Here is a 23,658-nt window from a genome sequence, read left to right on the forward strand (position 1 = left end):
CCAATAGTATGCAATATACGGTCTTTATTTTCAATAAAAATATCATATACAGATTTAGAAATAATTGTCTTATTTATTTAGAAAAATGAGACTGCAAAGAAGAAGTTCTTTCACAGTCTCTCTGCGTAGGAGCGAGTGAGAGATTACACTACTCAAAGTTTTTAGAAAGTTAAGAATGTACTAATTTTTGCTATAATCATCCAAATAATAATATAAAAGAGAAGAAATAATGCAAAAAATTGAGCCTATGACACTGTTTGGATATGAAAAGCTTCAAACAGAAGTTAGAGATTTAAAAGAAGTAAAGCGTCCTGCTGTTGTAAAGGCTATTGAAGAAGCCTTGGAACATGGAGATTTAAAAGAAAATGCTGAATATCACGCTGCAAAAGAAGCTCAAAAAAATATAGATAACAGACTAGGAGAACTCTCAAACATATTAGCAAACTCTCGTATTGTAGATCCTAGTGAGCTTGAGCACTCAAAAGTTAGTTTTGGTTCAACTGTGGTTATGACAGATATGGATAGCGATGAAGAGGTTACTTACACCATAGTTGGAGGATGTGAGAGCAACCCAGATATGGGACTTATCTCTTTTGGCTCACCACTTGCAAAACAACTCTTAGGAAAAAAAGAGGGCGATGATGTAAAGGTAAAACTTCCAAATGGCACAAAAGAGTATGAGATAGAAGAGGTTAGATATCAGGAGATTGTTTTTGAGTGTCATTAGAGTTGGTGTTATCGGAGCTAGTGGATATACAGGGTTAGAACTTGTAAAGATTTTACTAAATCATCCAAACTTTAAACTTACATATGTCGCAAATTCAGAGGGTAATATTCGCCTTGATGAGTTACATCCATCACTTAAAAATATTTGTGATATGCAGGTGCAAAAAGTCGATGTTGATGTTGTAGCATCTTCGTGTGAGCTTGTCTTTTTAGCACTCCCACACAAAACTGCTATGGAGTTTGTTAAGCCTCTTATGCAAAAAGGTTTAAAAGTAGTGGATCTCTCAGCTGACTATAGACTCTCTTTGGAAGTATATGAAGAGTTTTATACAACTCACACAGATAAAGAAAATCTAAAACGAGCAGTTTATGGGCTTCCTGAGATGTTTAGAGAAAAAATTAAGAGTGCAGATCTAGTTGCAAATCCTGGATGTTTTCCTACTTGTGCACTTCTTGGACTTCTGCCATTTATTAGCAAAAGAGTAGAAAACACACCAATCATCATAGATGCAAAAACAGGAGTTAGTGGAGCTGGTAAAAAATTAAGTGATGTTACTCACTTTGTAAATGTAAATGACAATCTTTTTGCTTACAATCCTCTCATGCACAGGCACGCTCCAGAGATAGCTCAAAAACTTGGGGTTTCATTTGATGAAGTGAACTTTGTTCCGCATCTTGTGCCTCTTACTCGCGGTATGATATCTTCTATATATATACAAGTGCAAAAAGATATAGATGCATATAGTATCTTAGAAGAGTTTTACAAGGATGAGCCTTTTGTTCGCATCAGCAAAGATCCTGTTGATATGAAAAATGTTGCAGGAACGAACTTTTGCGATATTTTCGTAAAACAAAAAGCAAATATTCTTTTTATATCAAGTGCGATTGACAACCTCTTAAGAGGTGCTTCATCTCAAGCTGTTGTAAATGCAAATATTATGATGGGCTTGTGTCAAAAAACTGGGATACCAACAATAGCTTATGTACCATAACCTTGTACTAAAAGAGGGCGCATTTGTAATTGCAGATGCACACTATTCACACACAAGAGAAGATTTTTTAGATTTTTTAAAAGCAATAAAGTTAAAAAAATTACTTCCAACTCAACTTATACTTTTGGGTGATATATTTGACACTCTTTTTGGAGAAGTCTCGTTCACTTTAGAGATAAATACAGAGGCAATAGGCATCTTAAATGAGATCTCAAAAGAGATAGAAGTTATCTATCTTGAAGGAAACCATGACTTTAATCTTAAGAAAATATTTCCTGATCTTAAAGTTTTTGGTATAAAAAATCAACCTGTAGAGATGATCTTTAACAAGCAAAAAGTTTTGCTCTCTCATGGTGATATCGAGAGTCCACTTGGCTATAACATATATACAACTATCATTAGAAATCCCCTTGTCCTTAAGATATTAAACATTATTAATAATGCTTTTAATCACATCATCATTAAAAAATTAGATGAATATTTAAGCAAAAAAGATGATTGTAAAGAGTTTGTAGGCTTAGAAGAGTTTACAGCTAAAAGGCTTTTGGGTAAATACAATTGTGATATATTTATTGAGGGACATTTTCACCAAAATAAGAGTTTTAAACTAAGAGACTTTAGATATATAAACCTAGCGGCTTTTGCTTGCAATCAAAGATACTTTATAGTAAAATCATCTAAAGATGTTGGACTTTTACTGCAAGAGAGTAGTTTTGTTAAAGTTCAATAATATCAGGAGATATAAATTATGCATGTGGAAAATTCGCTAAAAGTCGGCTCCAATGAGATGGAACTTGTCGACTTTCGTATTCTAAAAGAAGAAGATGGCGAAGTATATGAGGGGATTTATGGTATCAATGTTTCAAAAGTTCGTGAAATAATAAAGATGCCAACTCTAACAGAACTTCCAGGGACACCCAACTACATTGAGGGTATTTTTGATCTAAGAAGTATAGTTATTCCTGTTGTAAACTTAGCCAAATGGATGGGAATAAAAGAGCCAGAAAATGTTGAGAAAAACTTAAGGGTTATTATAACAGAGTTTAACAATATCCTTATTGGTTTTGTGGTTCACGAGGCAAAAAGAATAAGAAGAATAAATTGGGCAGATATAGAACCAGCTTCATTTGCAAGTGGTTCAGGTTCACTAGATGGTAGTAAAATCACAGGTGTGACTAAGATAGAAGGAGATAATGTACTTCTTATCTTAGATCTAGAGAGTGTAGTGCAAGATCTAGGACTTTATCAGCCAAGCATTGAGCATACTCCAGAAGAAATGGATAGTTTTACAGGCTTAGCTCTTATCTTAGATGATAGTTCCACTGCAAGAAAAATAGTAAAAGAAGCACTTCAAAAAATGGGCTTTAGTGTTGTTGAGGCAGGTGATGGACAAGAGGGCTTAGAGAAGCTAGACGACCTTTACAATATGTATGAAGATGATCTTGCAAAGAAATTAAAAATTATTATCTCTGATGTGGAGATGCCAAGAATGGATGGTTTTCACTTTGCAGCAAATGTTAAAGAAGATGGAAGATTTGATAAGATTCCTATAGTTTTTAACTCTTCAATTAGTGATCATTTTAGTGAAGATAGAGGAAAAGAAGCTGGAGCTGAGGCTTATCTAGTTAAGTTTGAAGCAACAGCATTTTATGATGAAATAGCACGAATAGTTCGTGCTCATATGAAATAGGAGTGTAAATATGGATGAATTTCAAGAGATATTGCAAGATTTTTTAGTTGAAGCTTTTGAGCTTGTTGAAAAACTAGATGAAGATTTAGTTGAGTTAGAATCAACACCAGAAGATTTAGAACTTCTAAATGGAATCTTCCGCGTGGCACATACTATAAAAGGTGCTTCATCATTTTTAAACTTTGATGTATTAACTCATCTTACTCATCATATGGAAGATGTTTTAAACAAAGCTAGACATGGAGAGCTAATTATTACTCCAGATGTTATGGATGTTGTTTTAGAGTCTATTGACCTTATGAAGTCACTCTTAAGTATTATTCGTGATACAAGTTCTGACGCTGGAGTTGATGTCTCAGAATGCGTTGTAAGACTAGATAAAATTAGCGGTGGAGATGGAGATGTTCCAACTCCAGTAGCATCAGCACCTATTATTGAAGCAACTTTAGATGAACCAGAAGAAGCAAAAGAAGAGGAAGATGAGCCAGATTATGACAATATGTCCGATGATGATGTAGAAGCTGAGATACAAAGACTACTAGAACAAAGACAAGAAGAAGACAAGGCTAAAAGAGCAGCTAAAGTTGCGGCGGGTGAAGAAGTTTTAGCTCCTCCTCCAGATCCAGATGAAGAAGCTCCATCAGAACCTGCTAAAGCATCAAAACCAGAAAAAAAACCAGAGCCAAAAGCAGAGCCTATTAAAGCACCAGTTCCACGAGCTTCAACGAAAGCAAAATCGATGAATGATGATGAAGGCTTAGATGCAAAAGCGGCAGCTCCAGCTAAGAGAACAAACAACACAGTAGATCAAACTATCCGTGTTGATGTTAAGAGACTTGATCATCTTATGAACTTAATTGGCGAGTTAGTTCTTGCTAAAAATAGACTTATCAAGATAAATGATGATGTTGAAGAGAGATATGAGGGTGAAGAGTTCTTAGAAGAGCTAAATCAGGTTGTATCTATAGTTTCACTAGTTACAACAGACTTACAAATAGCAGTTATGAAAACAAGAATGCTCCCAATAGGTAAGGTTTTTAACAAATTTCCTAGAATGATTAGAGACTTAAGTAGAGAGTTAAACAAAAAGATAGAGTTAACAATAAAAGGTGAGGAAACAGAGCTTGATAAATCTATAGTCGAAGAGATAGGAGATCCTCTAGTTCACATCATTAGAAACTCTTGTGATCATGGTATAGAAACTCCAGAGGTAAGACTTGCAAATGGCAAAAATGAAACTGGTACAATATCTTTAAAAGCTTACAATGAAGGTAACCAAATTGTTATCCAAATAGATGACGATGGAAAAGGTCTTAACGCTGAGATATTAAAAAGTAAAGCACTAGAAAAAGGTCTTATTAGCGAAAAAGAAGCTGATAATATGGGTGAAAAAGAAGCATTTATGCTTATTATGAAACCAGGTTTTTCTATGGCAGCTGCTGTGACGAATGTTTCAGGTCGTGGTGTTGGTATGGATGTTGTAAAGACAAACATAGAAAAGGTAAATGGTATTATCGATATTGAGAGTGAAACTGGAATTGGAAGTAGCGTTAAGCTAAAGATTCCTCTAACTCTTGCTATTATACAAGCTCTTTTAGTTGGTGTTCAAGAAGAGGCTTATGCTATTCCTCTCTCATCAGTTTTAGAAACAGTTAGAATCTCAAAAGATGAGATCTACACAGTTGAGAGCCGTTCAGTTATGAGACTGCGCGATGATGTTTTATCTCTCGTTCATATTGGCGATATATTTGAAGTTGAGAGGATTTTAGACTCAAGTGAACACGCTTATGTAGTTGTGTTAGGACTCGGCGCTCAAAAACTAGGTCTTATTGTTGACTCGCTTGTAGGTCAAGAAGAGATAGTTATTAAGTCTCTTGGCGAATACTTAAAAGGGATAGAAGGAATTGCCGGAGCTACAATCCGTGGAGATGGTGGAGTAACACTTATCGTTGATGTTGTAGCACTTATGGATATAGCAAAAAATGTAAAAGCTACTTCTATGATATCTGATCAAAAATCAGAATCAGCACAATCTCGTGAGAAAACAAAGGCGAGTGACTATACTATCATGATAGTTGATGACTCTAAAACGGATAGAATGATTATGCGAAAATCACTAGAAGCAACAGGAATGAGCCTTGTTGAAGCAACTGATGGACAAGAAGCACTAAATATCTTAAAACAAGGTGACCATCACTTTGATGCAATGCTTATAGATATTGAGATGCCTAGAATGGATGGCTATACATTAGCAACAGAGATTAAAAAATACAACAGATACAAAACGATGCCTCTAATAGCAGTTACTTCAAGAACTGGAAAATCTGATAGGATGAGAGGCGTTGAATCTGGAATGGTTGAGTATATCACCAAACCATACTCAGCAGACTACCTATCTAGCGTAGTTCAAAGAAATGTTAACTTTAAATCGGAGTTCTTATCATGAGTGACAAACTAAAACAAGTACTAAGCAAACAGAGTAAACAACAGCAAAACGAATCTATTGATCAGTCAGATGATATAGTTCAACTAGTTGGTTTCATCATAGGTGAAGAAGAATATGCAATTCCAATTCTCTCTATTCAAGAGATTATAAAACCTTTTACTTGGACTAGAGTTCCTCAAGTTCCTAAGTATGTTATGGGGGTTTTTAACTTGCGTGGTGCTGTTATTCCTCTTATAGATCTTCGTCTAAAGTTTGGACTTAGTGAGAAAAAACATAGTGATGAGACTCGTTTTATTGTTATGAAAGATAGAGATGATGTGGCTGGATTTGTAATAGATAGATTAACAATGGCTATTAGAATCAAAAAAGGGAATATTGGACCTGCGCCAGATACAGTAAATGGTGATAATACTATGATAGATGGTGTTGGTAAGCAAGAAGATAAAATCATAACAATTCTTAAAGTAAATAAGTTACTAGAGAGAGACTTTTAATTAACCATAAACTCTTAGATGATAAACTCTCTTTAGATTTTTCTGGAGAGTTTACACTTTATACTGTGACAATATACCAAAAAAAGATAGACAAGATTAATCTCCTTGGAATCAAAGAGGTTGATATTTATCTCGAAGATGTAGTGTACTTTGACACTGCAGCTGCTATCTTTATAAACTCCCTCAAAGAAGACTTTTTTCAAAAAAATATCAAAACTAATCTTCTTGCGACTGATAAAGATATTGTAGATACTCTAGAATTAGTGCAAAATACAAAACATAAATCACAGCCCCTACCAAAAGAGATAAAGAAAAATTCTATAGAAGTAATAGGGGAGATTTTTTATAACTACTATAGTGGTTTTTTAGCTTTTATGTTCTTTTTGGGTGAAGTCTTTTTAACAACTCTGAGCTACCTTAGATCTATAAAAAACATAAGATATAAAGAGATCTTATTTGAGATGAATGAGAGTGCTCTAAAAGCTCTTGGAATCATTGCTCTTACAAGTTTTCTTATTGGACTAGTTATAGCTTACCAATCAGCATTTCAACTAAAGATATATGGAGCAAATATATTTATAGTGGATATGCTTGGTATCTCGATATTTAGAGAGTTAGCGCCTTTGATGACAGCTATTGTAATAGCTGGTAGAAGTGGTTCAGCATTTACTGCTCAAATAGGAGCTATGAAGATTACCGAAGAGTTAGATGCGATGAGAACTATGGGTTTTGACCCTTTTTTATTTTTGGTCTTACCCCGCATCATAGCACTAATGATTACAATGCCTTTACTTATCTTTGTTGCGGATATTATGGGGATATTTGGCGGGATAATCGTCTCATATATAGATCTTGGGATCTCTCCTTCACTTTTTATTGATAGATTAAATGAAGCAGTAGCTCCAAAACACTTTTTTATAGGTTTAATAAAGGGTCCGTTTTTTGCATTTTTAATAGCTTCTATCGGTGTTTATAGAGGTTTGATGGTAAAAAATGATACTCAAAGTATTGGTTTTAACACAACAAAAAGTGTAGTTGAATCTATCTTTGCTGTCATAGTTTGTGATGCAATATTCTCTATTATCTTTACAAATCTGGGGATATGATGGAGGCTCTAATAAAAGTAAGAGATGTAAGAACTGTATTTGGTACAAAAGTAGTCCATGATGGACTCAATCTAACCGTTAACAAAGGCGAGATATTTGGTCTTGTAGGACCATCAGGATGTGGGAAGACTACAGTTTTACGTGAGATGGTAATGCTCCAAGAAATTAGCGGGGGAAAGATAGAAGTACTAGGTCATGATCTTAGTACAATATCTAGTGACAATGCACAAAAATTAAGAAGCGAGTGGGGTGTTTTATTTCAAGCTGGAGCTCTTTTTTCGTCTTTAAATATTAAAGAAAACATCTCTCTGCCACTAAAAGAATATACAGATCTCTCACAAAAAATGATAGATGAGATCGTAAAATTTAAGATAGCTATTGTTGGGCTCAAATCAAGTGATGCACTTCTTTATCCATCACAAATAAGTGGTGGTATGAAAAAAAAATCAGCCCTTGCTCGTGCACTTGCTATGGATCCAAAGTTACTTTTCTTAGATGAGCCAACAAGTGGACTAGATCCAATATCTGCAAGAGAGTTTGACTCTTTGATACTAAAACTTAGAGATCTACTAGATCTTAGCATCGTAATGGTGTCGCACGATCTACAATCAATTTATGCTACACTTGACAGGGTTGCTATTATAGATGAAAAAAAGATAATCTATGAGGGTGATCTTAAAAATATCAAGAACTCTACAAACAAGTTTATACAAACATTTTTTAGGAGCGATTTTGAACAATAAAGTAAATTACACATTAGTTGGTATCTTAGTTCTTTTTGGGGCCGCGTTGATGATTGCTTTTACTTACTGGCTACTAAAGCCAACAGTAGATGAAGATACCCAAAAGTACAACATACTCTTTGATGAGTCTATTTTGGGTTTAAATATAGATGCAGCTGTAAAGTACAGAGGTATAGATGTGGGTAAAGTCACAAGACTGAGGATAAATCCAGAAGATTCCGAACAAGTAGAAGTTCAAGTAACTATCTTAAAATCAACGCCCATAAAAGAGACCACAGTTGCAAAACTAACATCTCAAGGAATCACGGGACTTAGCTATATAAATCTTAGTTTAGGAGATAATAACTCACCACTTCTTGTGGCAAAAGAGGGTGAAAGGTTTCCTGTTATAAAAACAGAAGCTTCATTTCTTGAGAAGCTCGAAGAATCATTTGGAAGTGTAACCACAAAACTCTCTGAAACACTTAGTAGAACAGAAGAGTTACTAGATGACAAAAATCAAAAAGAGATAGCATCCATATTAGAGTCAAGCGCATCTTTTATGAAAAAAATGGACAAACTTATGAGTGAGGAGGCTATAGATGACCTTCACTCATCACTTAGAAATCTAAATAGTGCATCTAAAAAACTAGATGAGCTGATGCCAAAGGTTGATAAGTTTGTAGACAATAGTATAGAGTGGGAAAATAAAGTTTCTAGTTCACTAGAGTCCATTATGGGTAGCTATATGGGCATTGAAGAGGCTATGAATGAATTTAAAAAAGCAGTTGCAGGTGGCGAGTTCAATCTAAAAGAGATATCTAGTGAGATTATTCCAACTATAAATAATACATTTCTTGAATTTGAATATCTTATAATCAGACTAAAAGAGACACTAAATCAACATGAGAGAAGTCCAAGCGATATACTCTTTATGCAAGAAGAGATTAAAAAAGGTCCAGGAGAAAAATGATGAAAAATATCTACCTTATAACTATATTTATATTTTTACTCTCAGGTTGTTCTATTACAAAACCAGCCATTACTGAATATAGGTTATCTTTAAAAGATTTCAGTTCAAAAAGTTATACAAACACTTGTAAAGATAAGTCCTTAAAAGTCTCTTCAGCTTTTAGCTCAAACACTCTAATGACCTTAGAGATGAACTATATGCAAGACAAACACAAGATCTACTCATACTCTCAGTCGCAGTGGAATAACTCACCAAATCAAGAGATATCTTCACAAATATTTTCAGCACTAAGAGATGCAAAACTTTTTGAGAGTGTACAAAATGCAAAATCTAGAAGCAGAAGTGACTTGATTTTAGAGATAAATATACAAGACTTTATGCAGTACTTTAGTGATGATTTGAACTCATCATATGTAAGAATAGTTATGTGTTTTACTCTTATAGATGCAAAAACAAACAAAAGTATAGCTACAAAAAGTTTTAGCATAATAAAAGATGTTGAAAGCTTGGATGCAATGGGTGGAGTTGAAGCTCTAGATGCAGGACTTGAGGAAGTTATAAACGAAGGTTTGGAATTTCTTAGTGGGGCTTGTAGATGATTAAAGAGTCAGAGTATAAAAAAAGAAGAACAAAATTAGCAAAAAAACTCTCAAACAATTCAGTAGCACTGCTCTTTAGTGCCAAGGCAAAAGTTCGCTCAAACGATACTAACTATTTATACAGACAAGATAGCAACTTCTACTATCTTACTGGTTTTAAAGAAGATAATGCTTGTTTAGTTTTTTTAAAGTCAAGAAAAAAAATAAAAACTATACTCTTTGTACAAAAAAAAGATGCACAAGAAGAGCTTTGGAATGGTAAAAGACTCGGAGTTGTTGAGGCAAAGAAGAGATTTTTATTTGATGAAGTGAGAGTTAGTTCAGATCTCAAAAAAAGTGTTAAAGAGTTTTGCAAAGATAAAGAAAATCTATATTTTGACTTTACAAAAGAGACACCAAAAATAAAAAAGAGTGTAAAAAGAAATTTTATAGCACATTATGATATTTCAATTTTTATAAAAGAGATGAGGCTTATAAAGTCAAAAGCAGAGATAAAGTTTATTAAAAAAGCTATAAAAATCACAAAAAAAGCTCATCATAATGCTATGAAATTTAAAAAAATTGGCAGTGGAGAAAATGAGCTTCTCGCAAAGATAGAGTACACATTTAAGAAAAATGGAGCATATAGTGATGCCTATACCTCAATAGTAGCTTGTGGAGATAGTGCAAACACTCTTCACTACATTTCAAATAACAAAGATCTAAAAAATAAAGAACTCATTCTTATAGATGCTGGATGTGAGTATGACTACTATGCGAGTGATATTACAAGAACGATTCCAGTAAATGGCAAGTTTACAAAAGCTCAAAGAGATCTTTATGAGTTAGTTTTAGATACTCAAAAAAAAGTTATAGAGATGATAAAACCAAAGATCTTAAGAAGCGACCTGCAGAAAAAAGCGGAGATTTTACTTGTAGATGGAATGATAAAGCTTGGCATTATGAGTGGTAAGAGAAACAAACTTATAAAAAAACTTGCACACAAAAAGTACTATCCACATGGAATAGGGCACTGGATGGGTCTTGATGTTCACGATGAGGCACCTTATTTTGATAAAAACAAAAAAGAGATAGCCCTAAGAGAGAACATGATCCTAACAATAGAGCCTGGAATCTATATAAGTAAAGATGATAAGAACGTGCCAAAGAAGTTTCGTGGGATTGGGATCCGCATAGAGGACGATATACAAGTCACTAAAAGATCTCATAAAAACCTTTCAAAAAAAATAGCAAAAAGTATAGAAGAAGTAGAGGCTAAGAGTCGTAGAACTTAAAAAAGTCACAAAGTGCGAAGCTGAAGCATCGCTTCCAAAAGTCTTGCAACTTCAAAGTGACGCATCTCTTTGAAAGCGAGGTTTCAACCTCGTAAAGCTTGACTAGGAGTTATACTTGTAACTCCAACCTGTGAGTTTATGCTCTTTTGTCTCTGTAAACTCATCACTATCTGCTAAGAAATCCATTACATGCATAAGAACATGAGGAATACTTCGCTGATCTTCTGGTTTTACTAAAAGTAGTGGCATAGCTGTATCTTGAGCACTCATGGAAAATCCTACTGGCATTAACTGACTCATCAGCTCTTTTGGGTTTTTAATGTTGTAATCTTTTAAAAATTTCTCAAATACTGCATTTTTTATATCTTGTGGTAGCTCATCACTTGTGTTTAAAAAGATAGTAAAGTGAATAGGAGTATCCTTAAAGTGACTTGGAGCTGCTGCTGCCATAATAATAAACTCTACATTTTTAAGATGTGCTTCTATCTCTTGATGCTCGTAATATTTATCTGTTTTTATAGCCTTTGCAATCAACCCTCTTTCTCCTTTGCATCTTCTATCTCTTGTTGGTGTTTAGCCATAAGAAGTCGTATCTCATCCATAGCTTGTGGAGAGACATTGTCATCTTTACTCCACTTTACTTCATCGATATGACCACCATAATCAGCACCAAACTCTTCAATCTTTTGTAAAAACTCATCCATATCTAAACAGTTGTGAGATCTTTGAACTACATTGTCTTTTAACTCTATTAGCCAATCTAGTTTTTCATCAACCTTTATAATCGCTTCAAAGACTACGCTCATTTTACTTGCTACCTCTTGAAGTATTATTAAAACTTTTTACAAAACTCCCCAAGTCTTTTTTCTTTAAGTCGCCATTGTAAACTATCTTAGTTGGGTCTACATTGTCATCATTTAACATCTTTGGAACCACATCGGCATTGTTTATAACTTCCATGTGAGCATCGAGTTCATCTTCACTATAAGCCATCTGCATATCAGCAGATATAACATGAGGGATAGCTTCTATAACCGAGAGTTTTTTCAATTCCTCTTCAACACCTTCTCCCTCTATTGTGATAATAACTCTACCTTTTTCATCATGTAAGTGATAATCACAAACTTCACAACTCTTTAGGCTCTCTACAACTTCTTCTACATATTTTGGCAGACATTTAACTACTATACTTGATACATTCATACTATTTTCCTTCGTAAATAATTTTTCTTACTTTTTCGCCATTTTCTTGGCGCATCTTATCATATAACTTTTGATGTTTAATCTTGTCTTCTCTACTTACTGGGCTTCTAATAGACTTATACTCAACTAAAACGCCATCTTTAAAAACCCCAGAGACAATGGCATTAACCCAGTAGTAGCCTTTGTCACTTCTTAGATTTTTAATAACACCTCTCCACTGCTCACCATTATGTAGAGCTTCCCATAGTTCACTGAAAATAGCGCTTGGCATATCTGGATGCCTTACAATATTGTGTGGCATTCCAATAAGCTCATCTACCTCATATCCACTTATCTCACAAAATGTCTCATTTGCATATGTGATATTTCCATCCAAATCAGTTCTTGATATGATTGTCTCTTCTGCTGGAACTTCAGTTTCAAACAAAAATTCACTTTCATTATATTGCATACTTATCCTTTTAGTTGATTTTGTAGTAGTTTAGAGTTGTAGAGTCACTACCTATAAAAAACTCTTTTTCATTTATAAAAAGAATCTTTGAAATAGTTCCCTTGTTTCCTCCAAAATGTCCAATAGCACCATGAGTAGATACTTTAAAAACCTCTACATTACTCTGCTCATCATTTGAGTATGCAACTAGCTTTGCACTTGGCGAAATTGCTACACTATAAATAAGAAAGTCAGCATTTTTGTAAAAGTTTGAACCATTATTTAGGTTATAAACTACTGTTTTTCTATCCTGCCCTGCAGTAGCTATGATGCCTTTTTTGCTATCTACTTGAAAAACATTGTCTAAGTTTTGACCTCCTAGCATTTTACTAAATGAACCATCTTCTGTGCTGTGTATTTTTAAGTTGCCACTCTCATCTGCTACGACAACTCTAGTTTTTTCATCTATAAGAACAAAGTCAGAAAATTTTGATTGTGAGACTTGGATCTTATAGTTTTGTTTTTTGTTTTTTAGATCATAAGAGATAAGTTCATTACTTAAAAGTCCAAGCAAAAGTGTATCTTTATCTAAAAACTTAGCTTTTGCAATAAAAAGACCGTCAGTATAGGGAATAATAAGCTCTAGTTTTTTATCTCTATATAAATGAATTCTTCTAGCACCTTTCTCGGCTTGAGATAAGATCATAAGCATATCACCCAAAACATCTACGGAGTAGATCTTAGAGTCTATAACATCTCCCATAAAGTCTGTGATTTGATCTACTTTTATATTTTCTAAGAGCTCTTTGGTCTCAATATCAAAAATATCAACGCTACTCGCATCAGTTGCACAATAGAGCTTGTCATCATGTGCTACTAGATCTACCACAAAACCACTCGTTTGCATACTGATAGTTGGCTCACTTATCTTTGCAGCACCTAGGCTACTTACTAATAATAATACGCTTAGAAGTTTATAAAACATTTTGTTCCTTTTTTTCTTGGATCTCTATTGCGTAAGTTGGACATCTCCCTATACAAAATCCACAAGCTGTGCATTTACTCATGTTAATACTAGGCATAAACATGGCTTTAAACTCTATGGCATCTTCTAAACAAGGGTCTTTACATGAAAAACACATCACACCCTCCCAACTAATACACTTAGATATGTTTATTATAACATCTGCATCTATTGGTTTTTTAAATTCTAGCTTTAAAACTCCGTGAGGACATGCTTTTGTACACTCATCACAATAGGTGCAGCCACTACTTAAAAAGTCCAAATATGGAGTCTTATCACTCGCTATTTTTATAATATCTTCTTCACAAACAGTGATGCAGGGTGCCTCGCACTCTATGCACTCTTTGTGAAAAAGAGATATATCCTCATAATAGGGAGGTCTTAATATAATTTCTTTTACTTTTCTCTCCTCTCCTTTTAGGGATGAAGAGAGAAAGCTAAAAAGCTCTCTCCTTTGCATCTTAGTATTAGATACCATTAATAGTATCTAATCCCTCCATTAACTTTGTCCCACTCCAACTAGATGCACTTGCACCATCTTTGTTTGTAAAGTCAGGCTCAAAATTGTTTTGGACTGCTAAGTCATCTCCTGATTGTGGAGCATGACAAAGTGTACAGTTAAATCGAGAACCAGCTAGGTGACTCCCAGTAGATTTTATAGAAATATCATCCATGTTTACATTAGTTGTATTTACTATAGCTTTACCATTTTTAGTTAAACGACCTTCATTATTCACAGAAGTCGCTGGTCTAAAGTCTGTAAAGTGTGAACTTGGAAGTGGTGTAGCCCCCATAGATTCAGCTACTTCTGGCATATGACATGTAGTACATTGATTGTCATTTATAGTTATAATTAACATTCCCTCTATATCATGCGGAATCATAGGTGGAGCATCTTGAAATGCTCTTTTTATCATGTTTCCACTTCCTGCCACAGCTGTTGAGTAGTTGGCTTGATGACCAATTGTCTCTGCTTCCTCTGCGTACAAGTTAGTTTTTCTAAGTCCTAAGGACTCCTCTGAAATAGTAGGTTTAACTGTTTCTTGAGATGTAGGTTTAGCATCATTGCCACAACCAACAAAAAGAAGCGCTGCAGTAAATAAACCAACTGTTACTTTGCTTAATAATTTCATTTTACTCTCCCGTTTTTTTATTTTTCACTAGATTTCTTATCGAAAACCCAAGAGCATCGTCATCACATACTTCTATGCATCTAGCACAATTTGTGCATTCTCCCATAAGTACAGGTAAAGACTCTTTACCTATCATATGTAGTACTTGACGCTCTGGACAAACAACTTTACACTTCATACATAGAGTACAGTTTTCTTGTGTGTGATGTACTCTTATAAGACTAAACTTTCCTAAGATGGAGTAAAATCCACCAAGTGGGCAGATATGTCCGCACCAACCATTTTTTAGGACAAATAGATCAAAAAGAAAAATGATAAGCATTGCTGCCCAACCAAAGCCTAAACCAAAAACAATACCTCTATGAACCATAGATATAGGCGATAAAAACTCAAAAGCTGTTACACCCATAACCGCTGAGATTATGAGACTAAGAGCCAATACCCAATAGCGTATATTTCTAGATGCTGGTTGTTTAATCCCTTGAACACGATCAAAATCTAGCTTTCTTCTTAAAAAATTAGCACTATCAGTTATCATATTTACAGGACAAACCCAACTACAAAAAGCTCGACCGCCTATAATAAAATAAAAGAGTGTTAAAATCAACACACCTATAAGTAGATCTGCCGCTAAAACTGCTCCAGCTGCTAGCATTTGGAGAGCTGCGTACGGATCACTCAAAGGAATGATTTCAAAAACTTTAGATGAACTAAGGTTTCCCATTAAAATGGTCCATCCCCAAGCATTTGCACCAAAGTACAAAACCAGTAAACTAACTTGTGTAAACCTTCTTAAAATGAGGTATCTATAACTGTTCCATAGCGTAGCCATTAGTATAAATCCCCCGAATCATTTAAAGAGTCCACTGCACTCTCTTTACTAATCTCAGTTGTTGTTTTGATCTCCGAAGCATTCTCAAGCCTCTTCTCATCATCTTTATCCCAACCTTTGATATAGTAATCTCCAGCTCTACCCATTGCAGTCTCTCGAGGTAGTACAAAAATAGCTGGTTTTTCAGTGACACAAGCTCTCTCACAAAGACCACATCCAGTACAAGCATCGCTATGTACAATGGGCTTCATAAAAGCGTGTTTTCCTGTTCTTTCATTTTTAGAATATTCAATAGTTATAGCCTCGCCCAAAATAGGGCAAGCTCTATAACAAGCATCACATTGTATTCCCCAAAAAGCTATACAACTTTCATCATCAACTACAGCTAATCCCATCTCTGCGATGTTTATATCTAGTACTCCATCGGTTGTAACACTTTTCTCATCCAATGCACCAGTAGGACATACTGGTACACAAGGAATATCTGGACACATATAACAAGGTATATCTCTAGGTATAAAATATGGTGTCCCTAAAGGTTTGTTATCTCCTGGCTTAGCAAGCATTAGAGTATCGTATGGACATGCAATAACGCAGAGTCCACACTTGATACAAGTCTTCAAAAAGTCATCTTCATTTATAGCTCCAGGTGGACGAAGTAGAAGTGTTGAAGCTGTAACTTCATCAACATACGCACTCCATATAAATCCACCCATGGCAGCAAGTCCTGCACCACGAGCCATGTTTAAGATAAACTTTCGTCTATCACTTACTGGTTGTCTTTTCTTTTTTATAATAGGTCTGTTTTCGCTCAAAACGATACTTCCCTTTCTCTATTTTTATTATGCTTGGTAAATTTTTACCGCACATTTTTTAAAGTCTGTCTGGCCAGATTGTGGACAAGTATAATCAGCACAAACTTTATTGATAAATACTTTTTCATCAAAGAATGGAACAAATACAAGCCCACGAGATGGTCTATTTCTACCACGAGTCTCGATTCTAGCTTTTACTCTACCACGGCGAGATTCAACCCATGCAAGACCGCCTTGTTTTAGCCCTTTGTCTTTTGCATCTTGTGGGTGCATATAACATAGTGCTTCAGGAACTGCACGATAAAGCTCAGGTACACGCATAGTCATAGTTCCTGTGTGCCAGTGCTCTAGTACACGACCTGTACATAACCACGTGTCATAGTTTTCATCTGGAATTTCTGGAGGATCCATGTATGGACGAGCAAAAATTTTAGCTTTATTAGCAAGACCTAGTTGAGTCTTATCTGTAATACCCATTAAGTCACCTTGTGCAAGACTCTTAGCAAGTGTTCCATAGAATGCATGAGAGTTAGTAGTCCCAGCTTCTTTGTTTGCTTTTGCAGCATATGGATCGTACTGAGTGTTAAATCTCCACTGAGTCTCTTTACCATCAACAACTGGCCACTTAAGACCACGAACTTTATGGTAAGTTGTAAAGTCTGCAAGGTCATGAGCGTGACCACGACCAAATGATGCATACTCTTCAAAAAGGTACTCATGAATCATAAATCCGTAACCTTTAAATACTTTACCATCAGATCCAACAACATCTCGTGTATCTCCGTTGCACTCAGTATTATCATATCCAGCTTGTGGGAATGATTTTAAGTCGATTTTATAAGACTTAGCTTCTTTATTTGCAAAAAGAATCTCATACATAGTTGTGTTATCTGTATAGCCCATAGCATAAGCAGCTTGTCTAACATCTGGAAGTGATTTATCACCACGAAGTGGTTGTGCACCCCAAACATCACCAACTGTAAATCTTTTTGATAACTCAACCCATTGCCAAGTATCACTCATAGCATTTCCAACAGGAAGTACTTGTTGTCTCCAGTGTTGTGTACGACGCTCTGCATTACCATAAGCTCCCCACTTCTCATAAATCATAGCAGAAGGTAAGATAAGATCAGAAACTTTAGCTGAAATACCAGGGTATCCATCAGAAGTAACTATAAAGTTATCCATTTCACGAGCTGCTTTAATCCAGTGAGATGCAGATGCTGTATCTTGATAAGGGTTACAAACATTTACCCATGCAAACTTGATATATCCATCTTCAATATCACGGTGGATTTTCATAATGTGTTGGTTACCTACAGGGTTTAGTGTTCCATTTGGAATTTTCCATCTGTTTTCAGTAATTTCTCTATGTTTTGGGTTTGCTACCATCATATCTGCTGGGAGTCTGTGACAGAAAGTTCCAACTTCACGAGCTGTACCACAAGCCGATGGTTGACCTGTTAGCGAGAACGCTCCAGAACCAGGTTTTGCTTGTTTGTTTAGTAAAAAGTGAACATTATATGAAAGTGTATTTACCCATGTTCCACGAGTATGTTGATTCATTCCCATAGTCCAAAAAGATACAACTTTTCTATCTTTTTCAATATATAAGTCAGCTAATAGCTGTAGTTTTCTCTTAAACTCATTGATATCTTCATCAGGATTACCTTTTGAGATTTTTGCTACATAGTCAAGTGTGTATGGTTCTAAGAATTTTTTATACTCTTCAAAACTGATATGCCAGTGCTTAAGTCCAGCATTTTCATTTACCATCACATCGCCCTCTTTATAACCATAAGGTTTAAGAGCTGGTGCTTCAGCAGCAGAGACAACTTTTTTCATCTCTTTATCAATTGTTTGCATCTCAAGAGCTGTATATTTACCCTCTTTGATTGACTTCTCATCAGATCTTCTCATACCATAACCCATATTTACAGGTGATGCACAGAAAACTATGTGTTTTTTAACAAAGTCCCAATCAATAGCTTCAGGGTTGTTATATACAATCTCTCTAGCTATATAGTTCCAAAGAGCTAGATCTGTATTTGGAGTAAAGATTATCTCCTCATCAGCTAGATCTGAAGTTCTATGTCTATATGTAGATATATTTATAACTTTTACTCTCTCAGGATCTGATAATTTTCTATCAGTTACACGAGACCATAGGATCGGGTGCATCTCTGCCATGTTTGATCCCCAAGATATGATTGTATCAGTAAGCTCAATATCATCATAACAGCCAGATGGCTCATCAATACCAAAAGTTTGGTAAAAACCAACAACCGCTGATGCCATACAGTGACGAGCATTTGGATCAATTGCGTTTGAACGAAATCCTGCTTTCATCATTTTTTGTGCAGCGTAACCTTCCATAACAGTGTATTGACCAGAAGCGAATACACCAACACCCTCAGGTCCACTTGCTTTTAGTGCTTTTTTGATGTGAAATTCCATCTCATCAAACGCTCTCTCCCAACTAACAGGGGCAAATTTACCTTGTTTATCAAACTTACCATTTGCATCTACACGAAGTAGAGGTTGAGTAAGTCTATCTGCACCATACATAATCTTAGCATTAAAGTAACCTTTAATACAGTTAAGACCACGGTTAACTGGTGCCGCTGGATCTCCTTTGACTGCAACGATTTTGCCGCCTTTTGTAGCCATCATAATACCACAACCAGTACCACAAAAACGACAAGCTGCTTTATCCCATCTCCAGTCGCCCTCAGCTTGATTCGCTGCTGCTTGTAGCTCTGCTGGTACACTCATACCAATAGCTGCTGCTGCAGATGCGGCCGCTGAACTTTTAAGAAATTCTCTTCTAGAAAGTGACATATTTTCTCCTATTTGATAATCTTCAAGACAAGGCATTTAAAAAGTGCCACATCTCAACTTTTTTGTTAAGGTGTCCATTAACGATTTAATAGTAGCAGGATGGAGGGTCAAAAATCTTTGACCTATGTCAAATAGTTAGAGAAATACTTTAAGATTAGTTTTATTTAAGATAAAAGGAATATAAGTAACACTTAAAATAACTATTATGTTTGTGTATCTTGGCAACTCTTTGTAAGTTTTTCGAGCTCTAGTTTTAGGTTGTATAGTTTCCTAGTAGAATTTATTAGCTCTTCTGTTGATTCTATAACTATATCTTCACTATTGTTTAGATGTTTATTTGCCAAAGATTTGTCTTTTAACTCATCTATGATAGAGTCAAATTCATATGTTAGTTCTTGAAGCTTTGAAGATGCTCTCTCAGATTGCAGAAGTGCCTCATTTGAGTAGTCCATAGCGGAGTTTATCTTTTGAATAAAACAGTTTATAGTATCACTAGCTTCTAGTATTTCAGACTCACTTTCAGCTTTTACTTCTATAGGCTCAAGTTTTGTTATGTCTTTACTACTTATAAGTTTTTTGGAGTATTGCATTATGGTTTCTACATGAGACTCAATGGACCGAAGTTGCAGTAAAGAGTATACAAAAAGTAAGAGTAGTGTAGCCCCTGCTGAGTATTGAAATGTTTTTATAAAGCTTGTTTTGCTCTCACTATGATCTGTGTACATTGTGACTAGTTTGTCTACATTGTCAAGCAGTTTTGTGTTGTCTCTATATATTGTAGTGACAATTTCTTCGAGTTCTACACTTTTATCTACATTTGAGTTGGTGTATAGCTTAAAGTTTTGTATATTTTTATAAAAAACATCCCAAAGTGCATTTATTTCTGAATGTTGTAGAGAGATTTGATATGTCGGAACTGGAGAGATTTTCTTATTAGAATCACCATTTCTTAAAATATTTAAACCCTCTATAAACTCATCGATGGCAGAGTTTAGTTCATAGAAATCTTTGTTGGAACTATAATGAATGTAAAAAACATTTTTTGCCATCTTTTGCGTAAGCATTCTTTGTTTACCAGCGATATTTATAATAAGTGCGTCTTTTTGATTTTGTTGATTTAGATATATAGTGATAGCGATAACACTAAGCATTAAAATGATAAGTAAAGCCCCTAGTACCTTTATCTTAGTACTTATACTTGTAACTTTTTTCATTACATATCTCCCCTATAGATATTATTTAATTTATCTTGATCTATTATTGAAACTATTGAATTTTCTACTTCTATAATATTACTTCTTTTTAGCTTACTTAATACTCTTGAGAGAGTTTCAGGCTGAATATGCAACATAAAAGAGACATCTTGTCGTTTTAGAGAGTTAAACATCGCCAAATCATCACTAAGCATATAAGCAACTTTAGCAATAGCATCAAAAACAAGCTCTCTATTTACAACACAATGAAGTTGGTGAGTTTTAAGTAGTATCTCGTTTATAAACTCATCGTTAAGTATGTTCTTAGATAAAAATCTCTTTTTAAATTCTGCAAAATCAACTTCTAGCACGACACTATCTTCCATAAACTCGGAGTTAGAGTAGCAATAGATGGAGTTGTCTTCTAGGCTTGTAAGTTCGGAGATCAGAGAGCTTTTGTGTATGTGATATAAAAATATTTCATTTTCAAACTTGTCTATTTTATATACTTTTAAAACACCTGAGATTAAGAAAAATATCTTGTTATAAGAATCGTTTTCATAGTAAAGGATTGAGCCCTTTGGATATTCTATGATAGATGAAATCTCCCTTATATCTTCGATCTGCTCAATGCTTAGGGATTTGAAGAGGCTTAGTTTTTTGATAAGTCCGAGTTTTTCTTGTGTAATCATTTTTTTTAAAAATTCTTTAAAAATAATATATTTTTTTCAGCTTTAATATTTTTTACTATTATTTTTCTTAGCCTGTTTTTAAATCCTATTTTTGCCACGGAATTTACCTCACATAATATATTGCAAGCATTTTAGCATAAAATTGAATGTTATGAACGATTGTCAAATTGGATCCTGAATCAAGTTCAGGATGACATATCTTCCGTTTCAGGATGACCCGAGCACCATCTTCAGTGTTTGACACGCGTGCCGTCTTCAGTGCTTGACATGTGTACTGTCTTCAGTGCTTGACCCGAGTGCCGTCATTCCGTCATTCCGTGCTTGACACGGAATCTAGTTTATAGATTAATCATATAGTTAAATTAATGGTATAAAAATTGCTATACCATCTATAAACAATAAATAATATAATATGGGATTTAAATGGAGTTTATTGAGGCACTGAAGTTAAGAAGCAAACTTTTGCTTCTTTTTATCCTTATCACACTAGGACTAGTTTTAGTAGGAACTATGGGATATTCAAACACGGCATCAGTGAAAAAAAATCTCGATACTATATATTTTGGATCTTTAGTTCCAGTCATTGAGCTAAACAACATACTTCAAGTCTATCATGGCAAAATTTCAAATACTATTTATAAAGTCAAAAATTCTCAAATAAGTCGAGGACAAGCAAGTACTCAGATAAAAGAAGCTATTTCAAAGATAGAGTTAGAGTGGAGAGAATATGAAGCTCACTTTAAAAGAGATGATGAATTGCAATATGTAGAGTATGCAGCTATTGAGATCCATGCTACAAATAGTTTTTTTAGTAAAATGGCTTCTAATATATTACAAGAAAATATAGAGATAGAGAATTTTGAGGCTAGGGTAGAGTACATTAACAATATAATTAAAAAACTTATAAATTATGAAATCGAGCTTGCAAAGTATGAGAGAAAAAGATTTTTAACAGTATATGATAATATTATATTAAATATAGGAATCATATTAGGGCTTACTATTTTGGGAATTCTTATCATCTCTTATTATGTTTTTAAAAGTATCCAAAGAGACCATACAAGGCTAGAACTAACTACTAAAAAGCTACAAAAGGCAAATAAAAAACTTGAAAATGTGTCTTACACTGATGTGCTTACATCTCTACACAATAGAAGGTATTTTAACTTTGTTTATGAGAGAGAGTTAAAAAGAGCAAAAAGAACAAAGTCCTATATAACTTTTATGATGATGGATATAGATTATTTCAAGCAATATAACGATACTTATGGACATATAGAGGGTGATTATGCACTAAAGAGCGTTGCAAAAGTTTTGAAAGACACACTCAAGCGACCAAGTGATTTTGTTTTTAGGCTAGGGGGAGAAGAGTTTGGTGCCATACTTACAGACATAGATGAGTCAAACAGTGCCTCTCTTGCCGGTGAGATCTGTCAAAGTATAAAGCTACGAGAGATAAAACACGAAACTAGCAAAGCAGGTGAGTTTTTAACAATCTCCATAGGAGTAGTATGCACTAAGGCCGATGAGAATCTAGATGAAGAGATCTTGATGATAAGAGCCGATGAAATGCTATATAAAGCAAAAGAGAATGGAAGAGATAATTATGTCATTACAACGAATGTGGCTAAGGAAGGAGCGTAAAATATCGCTTTTTTATCTAATTATATCAATCTACTTTATAAGTTAAAGTTATTTATTAATACAACATTATAATCAATCTATTATTTTTTCTGAGATATTGTATAGAAGGATCTAGTGAGTTAATAGAAGCTATATATACTTATTAGAGTTAAAGGATATTGAGATGACAATAGACGAACTTAAGAAGCACAATGGTCAAAATGGTGCGAAGGCTTATATCGCCTACAAAAATGTAGTATATGATGTGACTGATAGTCCTCTTTGGAAAGGTGGCAACCATCAAGGAAGTCATACCGCAGGGCATGATTTGACTTCTGAACTCCCAGATGCACCGCATAGTACGGAGGTTTTTAAAAGGTTTAAGGTTGTCGGCAGGCTTGAAGAGGGCGAAAAAACTCAAGAGCCAAAGGCCAAATCTGATGAGCCTTTAAAATCAAAACTAAGATCTTGGTATAAAGAGTATCATCCACATCCTGCAGTGGTGCACTTTCCCATAGCCTTACATATCTTTGCCGCTGGTATGGACGCACTCTTTTTAGTAACTCCAAAAGAGGCTTATGCCATCGGAGTTTTTTACTCTTTCTTTGTTGCAACGGTGATGGGATTTGTTGCTATGGTTCCAGGGATTTTGAGCTGGTGGATAAACTATAACTTCTATATGGGTCGAGCATTTGTTGTAAAGCTTGTTGTCTCAATAATTACTCTTCTCTTAGGTCTAGTTGCTATTGCTATCTACAATGCAAATCCAAACGCTATATATGAGTACTCATCTGGAGGAATAATCTATCATGCTATTGTGCTTATAACAGGTATAAATGTGATGATTCTT

Annotated in this window: 25 protein-coding genes; 13 read left to right on the top strand and 12 right to left on the bottom strand. The window is 34.7% G+C overall.

The features are described 5' to 3' along the window. The first annotated feature begins 229 nt into the window (after nucleotides 1–229). The 11 genes from greA to M0Q24_RS09340 all read left to right on the top strand — a co-directional run bounded on the left by greA (nucleotide 230) and on the right by M0Q24_RS09340 (nucleotide 11,022). The gene (gene greA / locus M0Q24_RS09290) at nucleotides 230–727 is read left to right on the top strand and encodes a transcription elongation factor GreA (protein WP_295050019.1); all 498 of its coding nucleotides are present in this window, start codon (nucleotides 230–232) and stop codon (nucleotides 725–727) included. Further along, nucleotides 714–1,718 carry an N-acetyl-gamma-glutamyl-phosphate reductase gene (gene argC, locus M0Q24_RS09295; RefSeq protein ID WP_295050021.1) on the top strand — a complete coding sequence of 335 codons (1,005 nt, stop codon included), beginning with the start codon at nucleotides 714–716 and terminating at the stop codon, nucleotides 1,716–1,718. The genes greA and argC overlap by 14 nt, the downstream gene beginning before the upstream one ends. Beyond that, nucleotides 1,708–2,448, top strand: coding sequence for a metallophosphoesterase (locus tag M0Q24_RS09300; RefSeq protein ID WP_295050023.1), 741 nt, complete (start codon nucleotides 1,708–1,710; stop codon nucleotides 2,446–2,448). Before argC ends, M0Q24_RS09300 begins: the two co-directional genes overlap by 11 nt. An 18-nt stretch (nucleotides 2,449–2,466) precedes the next feature. Further along, nucleotides 2,467–3,408 (top strand): chemotaxis protein, encoded by a 942-nt coding sequence (locus M0Q24_RS09305; RefSeq protein ID WP_295050024.1) that lies wholly within the window; start codon nucleotides 2,467–2,469, stop codon nucleotides 3,406–3,408. A 10-nt stretch (nucleotides 3,409–3,418) separates the two neighbouring features. Further along, complete coding sequence (locus M0Q24_RS09310; RefSeq protein ID WP_295050026.1) at nucleotides 3,419–5,854, top strand: chemotaxis protein CheW; 2,436 nt, start codon at nucleotides 3,419–3,421, stop codon at nucleotides 5,852–5,854. Beyond that, entirely contained in the window at nucleotides 5,851–6,348 is a 498-nt protein-coding gene (locus M0Q24_RS09315) for a chemotaxis protein CheW (protein WP_295050027.1), read from the top strand. Before M0Q24_RS09310 ends, M0Q24_RS09315 begins: the two co-directional genes overlap by 4 nt. A 65-nt stretch (nucleotides 6,349–6,413) precedes the next feature. After that, entirely contained in the window at nucleotides 6,414–7,454 is a 1,041-nt protein-coding gene (locus M0Q24_RS09320; protein ID WP_295050029.1) for an ABC transporter permease, read from the top strand. Next, on the top strand, nucleotides 7,454–8,197 hold the full coding sequence (locus tag M0Q24_RS09325; protein WP_295050030.1) for an ATP-binding cassette domain-containing protein: 744 nt from the start codon (nucleotides 7,454–7,456) through the stop codon (nucleotides 8,195–8,197). Before M0Q24_RS09320 ends, M0Q24_RS09325 begins: the two co-directional genes overlap by 1 nt. Further along, a complete protein-coding gene (locus M0Q24_RS09330) occupies nucleotides 8,187–9,149 on the top strand; it encodes an MlaD family protein (protein ID WP_295050031.1) in 963 nt (320 codons plus the stop codon). The genes M0Q24_RS09325 and M0Q24_RS09330 overlap by 11 nt, the downstream gene beginning before the upstream one ends. Next, on the top strand, nucleotides 9,149–9,748 hold the full coding sequence (locus M0Q24_RS09335) for an ABC-type transport auxiliary lipoprotein family protein (RefSeq protein ID WP_295050033.1): 600 nt from the start codon (nucleotides 9,149–9,151) through the stop codon (nucleotides 9,746–9,748). Before M0Q24_RS09330 ends, M0Q24_RS09335 begins: the two co-directional genes overlap by 1 nt. Continuing rightward, entirely contained in the window at nucleotides 9,745–11,022 is a 1,278-nt protein-coding gene (locus M0Q24_RS09340) for an aminopeptidase P N-terminal domain-containing protein (protein WP_295050035.1), read from the top strand. The genes M0Q24_RS09335 and M0Q24_RS09340 overlap by 4 nt, the downstream gene beginning before the upstream one ends. 102 nt (nucleotides 11,023–11,124) lie before the next feature. Here the strand turns inward: M0Q24_RS09340 and M0Q24_RS09345 are convergent, their stop codons facing one another. The 12 genes from M0Q24_RS09345 to M0Q24_RS09400 form a co-directional block, all read right to left on the bottom strand. Further along, on the bottom strand, nucleotides 11,125–11,556 hold the full coding sequence (locus M0Q24_RS09345) for a hypothetical protein (RefSeq protein WP_295050037.1): 432 nt from the start codon (nucleotides 11,554–11,556) through the stop codon (nucleotides 11,125–11,127). Beyond that, on the bottom strand, nucleotides 11,553–11,828 hold the full coding sequence (locus tag M0Q24_RS09350; RefSeq protein ID WP_295050039.1) for a hypothetical protein: 276 nt from the start codon (nucleotides 11,826–11,828) through the stop codon (nucleotides 11,553–11,555). Before M0Q24_RS09350 ends, M0Q24_RS09345 begins: the two co-directional genes overlap by 4 nt. 1 nt (nucleotide 11,829) lies before the next feature. Next, nucleotides 11,830–12,225 carry a chaperone NapD gene (locus M0Q24_RS09355; RefSeq protein ID WP_295050040.1) on the bottom strand — a complete coding sequence of 132 codons (396 nt, stop codon included), beginning with the start codon at nucleotides 12,223–12,225 and terminating at the stop codon, nucleotides 11,830–11,832. Nucleotide 12,226: 1 nt separating this feature from the next. Continuing rightward, a complete protein-coding gene (locus tag M0Q24_RS09360; protein ID WP_295050042.1) occupies nucleotides 12,227–12,676 on the bottom strand; it encodes a PAS domain-containing protein in 450 nt (149 codons plus the stop codon). A gap of 10 nt (nucleotides 12,677–12,686) precedes the next feature. Then, nucleotides 12,687–13,640 (bottom strand): WD40 repeat domain-containing protein, encoded by a 954-nt coding sequence (locus tag M0Q24_RS09365; protein WP_295050044.1) that lies wholly within the window; start codon nucleotides 13,638–13,640, stop codon nucleotides 12,687–12,689. Next, on the bottom strand, nucleotides 13,630–14,157 hold the full coding sequence (locus M0Q24_RS09370) for a ferredoxin-type protein NapF (protein ID WP_366934191.1): 528 nt from the start codon (nucleotides 14,155–14,157) through the stop codon (nucleotides 13,630–13,632). Before M0Q24_RS09370 ends, M0Q24_RS09365 begins: the two co-directional genes overlap by 11 nt. Continuing rightward, a complete protein-coding gene (locus tag M0Q24_RS09375; RefSeq protein WP_295050046.1) occupies nucleotides 14,147–14,812 on the bottom strand; it encodes a nitrate reductase cytochrome c-type subunit in 666 nt (221 codons plus the stop codon). Before M0Q24_RS09375 ends, M0Q24_RS09370 begins: the two co-directional genes overlap by 11 nt. Nucleotide 14,813: 1 nt before the next feature. Beyond that, on the bottom strand, nucleotides 14,814–15,644 hold the full coding sequence (gene napH / locus M0Q24_RS09380) for a quinol dehydrogenase ferredoxin subunit NapH (RefSeq protein ID WP_295050047.1): 831 nt from the start codon (nucleotides 15,642–15,644) through the stop codon (nucleotides 14,814–14,816). Next, a complete protein-coding gene (gene napG / locus M0Q24_RS09385; protein ID WP_295050049.1) occupies nucleotides 15,644–16,459 on the bottom strand; it encodes a ferredoxin-type protein NapG in 816 nt (271 codons plus the stop codon). Before napG ends, napH begins: the two co-directional genes overlap by 1 nt. Nucleotides 16,460–16,486: 27 nt before the next feature. Beyond that, complete coding sequence (gene napA / locus M0Q24_RS09390) at nucleotides 16,487–19,300, bottom strand: nitrate reductase catalytic subunit NapA (protein ID WP_295050051.1); 2,814 nt, start codon at nucleotides 19,298–19,300, stop codon at nucleotides 16,487–16,489. A gap of 203 nt (nucleotides 19,301–19,503) precedes the next feature. Further along, complete coding sequence (locus tag M0Q24_RS09395) at nucleotides 19,504–20,514, bottom strand: type IV pili methyl-accepting chemotaxis transducer N-terminal domain-containing protein (protein WP_295050053.1); 1,011 nt, start codon at nucleotides 20,512–20,514, stop codon at nucleotides 19,504–19,506. Continuing rightward, nucleotides 20,514–21,185: a Crp/Fnr family transcriptional regulator gene (locus tag M0Q24_RS09400; RefSeq protein ID WP_295050055.1), complete on the bottom strand. Its 672-nt coding sequence runs from the start codon at nucleotides 21,183–21,185 to the stop codon at nucleotides 20,514–20,516. The genes M0Q24_RS09395 and M0Q24_RS09400 overlap by 1 nt, the downstream gene beginning before the upstream one ends. Before the next feature lie 423 nt (nucleotides 21,186–21,608). On the opposite strand from M0Q24_RS09400, the gene M0Q24_RS09405 reads away from it, so the two are divergent. Further along, complete coding sequence (locus M0Q24_RS09405; protein WP_295050057.1) at nucleotides 21,609–22,829, top strand: GGDEF domain-containing protein; 1,221 nt, start codon at nucleotides 21,609–21,611, stop codon at nucleotides 22,827–22,829. 163 nt (nucleotides 22,830–22,992) lie between these two features. After that, on the top strand, nucleotides 22,993–23,658 hold a 666-nt coding region (locus tag M0Q24_RS09410; protein WP_295050059.1), incomplete at its 3' end, for a cytochrome b5 domain-containing protein.

Origin of the sequence: Sulfurimonas sp. (genome assembly GCF_023228785.1) — a bacterium.
Classification (GTDB): domain Bacteria; phylum Campylobacterota; class Campylobacteria; order Campylobacterales; family Sulfurimonadaceae; genus Sulfurimonas.

What these genes read in the sequence shown, in the direction of transcription:
- greA (WP_295050019.1), top strand. Translation starts at nt 230, where the DNA reads ATGCAAAAAATTGAGCCTATGACACTGTTTGGATATGAAAAGCTTCAA.
- M0Q24_RS09300 (WP_295050023.1), top strand. Translation starts at nt 1,708, where the DNA reads ATGTACCATAACCTTGTACTAAAAGAGGGCGCATTTGTAATTGCAGAT.
- M0Q24_RS09305 (WP_295050024.1), top strand. Translation starts at nt 2,467, where the DNA reads ATGCATGTGGAAAATTCGCTAAAAGTCGGCTCCAATGAGATGGAACTT.
- M0Q24_RS09310 (WP_295050026.1), top strand. Translation starts at nt 3,419, where the DNA reads ATGGATGAATTTCAAGAGATATTGCAAGATTTTTTAGTTGAAGCTTTT.
- M0Q24_RS09315 (WP_295050027.1), top strand. Translation starts at nt 5,851, where the DNA reads ATGAGTGACAAACTAAAACAAGTACTAAGCAAACAGAGTAAACAACAG.
- M0Q24_RS09325 (WP_295050030.1), top strand. Translation starts at nt 7,454, where the DNA reads ATGGAGGCTCTAATAAAAGTAAGAGATGTAAGAACTGTATTTGGTACA.
- M0Q24_RS09335 (WP_295050033.1), top strand. Translation starts at nt 9,149, where the DNA reads ATGAAAAATATCTACCTTATAACTATATTTATATTTTTACTCTCAGGT.
- M0Q24_RS09340 (WP_295050035.1), top strand. Translation starts at nt 9,745, where the DNA reads ATGATTAAAGAGTCAGAGTATAAAAAAAGAAGAACAAAATTAGCAAAA.
- M0Q24_RS09350 (WP_295050039.1), bottom strand. Translation starts at nt 11,828, where the DNA reads ATGAGCGTAGTCTTTGAAGCGATTATAAAGGTTGATGAAAAACTAGAT.
- M0Q24_RS09355 (WP_295050040.1), bottom strand. Translation starts at nt 12,225, where the DNA reads ATGAATGTATCAAGTATAGTAGTTAAATGTCTGCCAAAATATGTAGAA.
- M0Q24_RS09360 (WP_295050042.1), bottom strand. Translation starts at nt 12,676, where the DNA reads ATGCAATATAATGAAAGTGAATTTTTGTTTGAAACTGAAGTTCCAGCA.
- M0Q24_RS09365 (WP_295050044.1), bottom strand. Translation starts at nt 13,640, where the DNA reads ATGTTTTATAAACTTCTAAGCGTATTATTATTAGTAAGTAGCCTAGGT.
- M0Q24_RS09370 (WP_366934191.1), bottom strand. Translation starts at nt 14,157, where the DNA reads ATGGTATCTAATACTAAGATGCAAAGGAGAGAGCTTTTTAGCTTTCTC.
- M0Q24_RS09375 (WP_295050046.1), bottom strand. Translation starts at nt 14,812, where the DNA reads ATGAAATTATTAAGCAAAGTAACAGTTGGTTTATTTACTGCAGCGCTT.
- napH (WP_295050047.1), bottom strand. Translation starts at nt 15,644, where the DNA reads ATGGCTACGCTATGGAACAGTTATAGATACCTCATTTTAAGAAGGTTT.
- napA (WP_295050051.1), bottom strand. Translation starts at nt 19,300, where the DNA reads ATGTCACTTTCTAGAAGAGAATTTCTTAAAAGTTCAGCGGCCGCATCT.
- M0Q24_RS09395 (WP_295050053.1), bottom strand. Translation starts at nt 20,514, where the DNA reads ATGAAAAAAGTTACAAGTATAAGTACTAAGATAAAGGTACTAGGGGCT.
- M0Q24_RS09400 (WP_295050055.1), bottom strand. Translation starts at nt 21,185, where the DNA reads ATGATTACACAAGAAAAACTCGGACTTATCAAAAAACTAAGCCTCTTC.
- M0Q24_RS09405 (WP_295050057.1), top strand. Translation starts at nt 21,609, where the DNA reads ATGGAGTTTATTGAGGCACTGAAGTTAAGAAGCAAACTTTTGCTTCTT.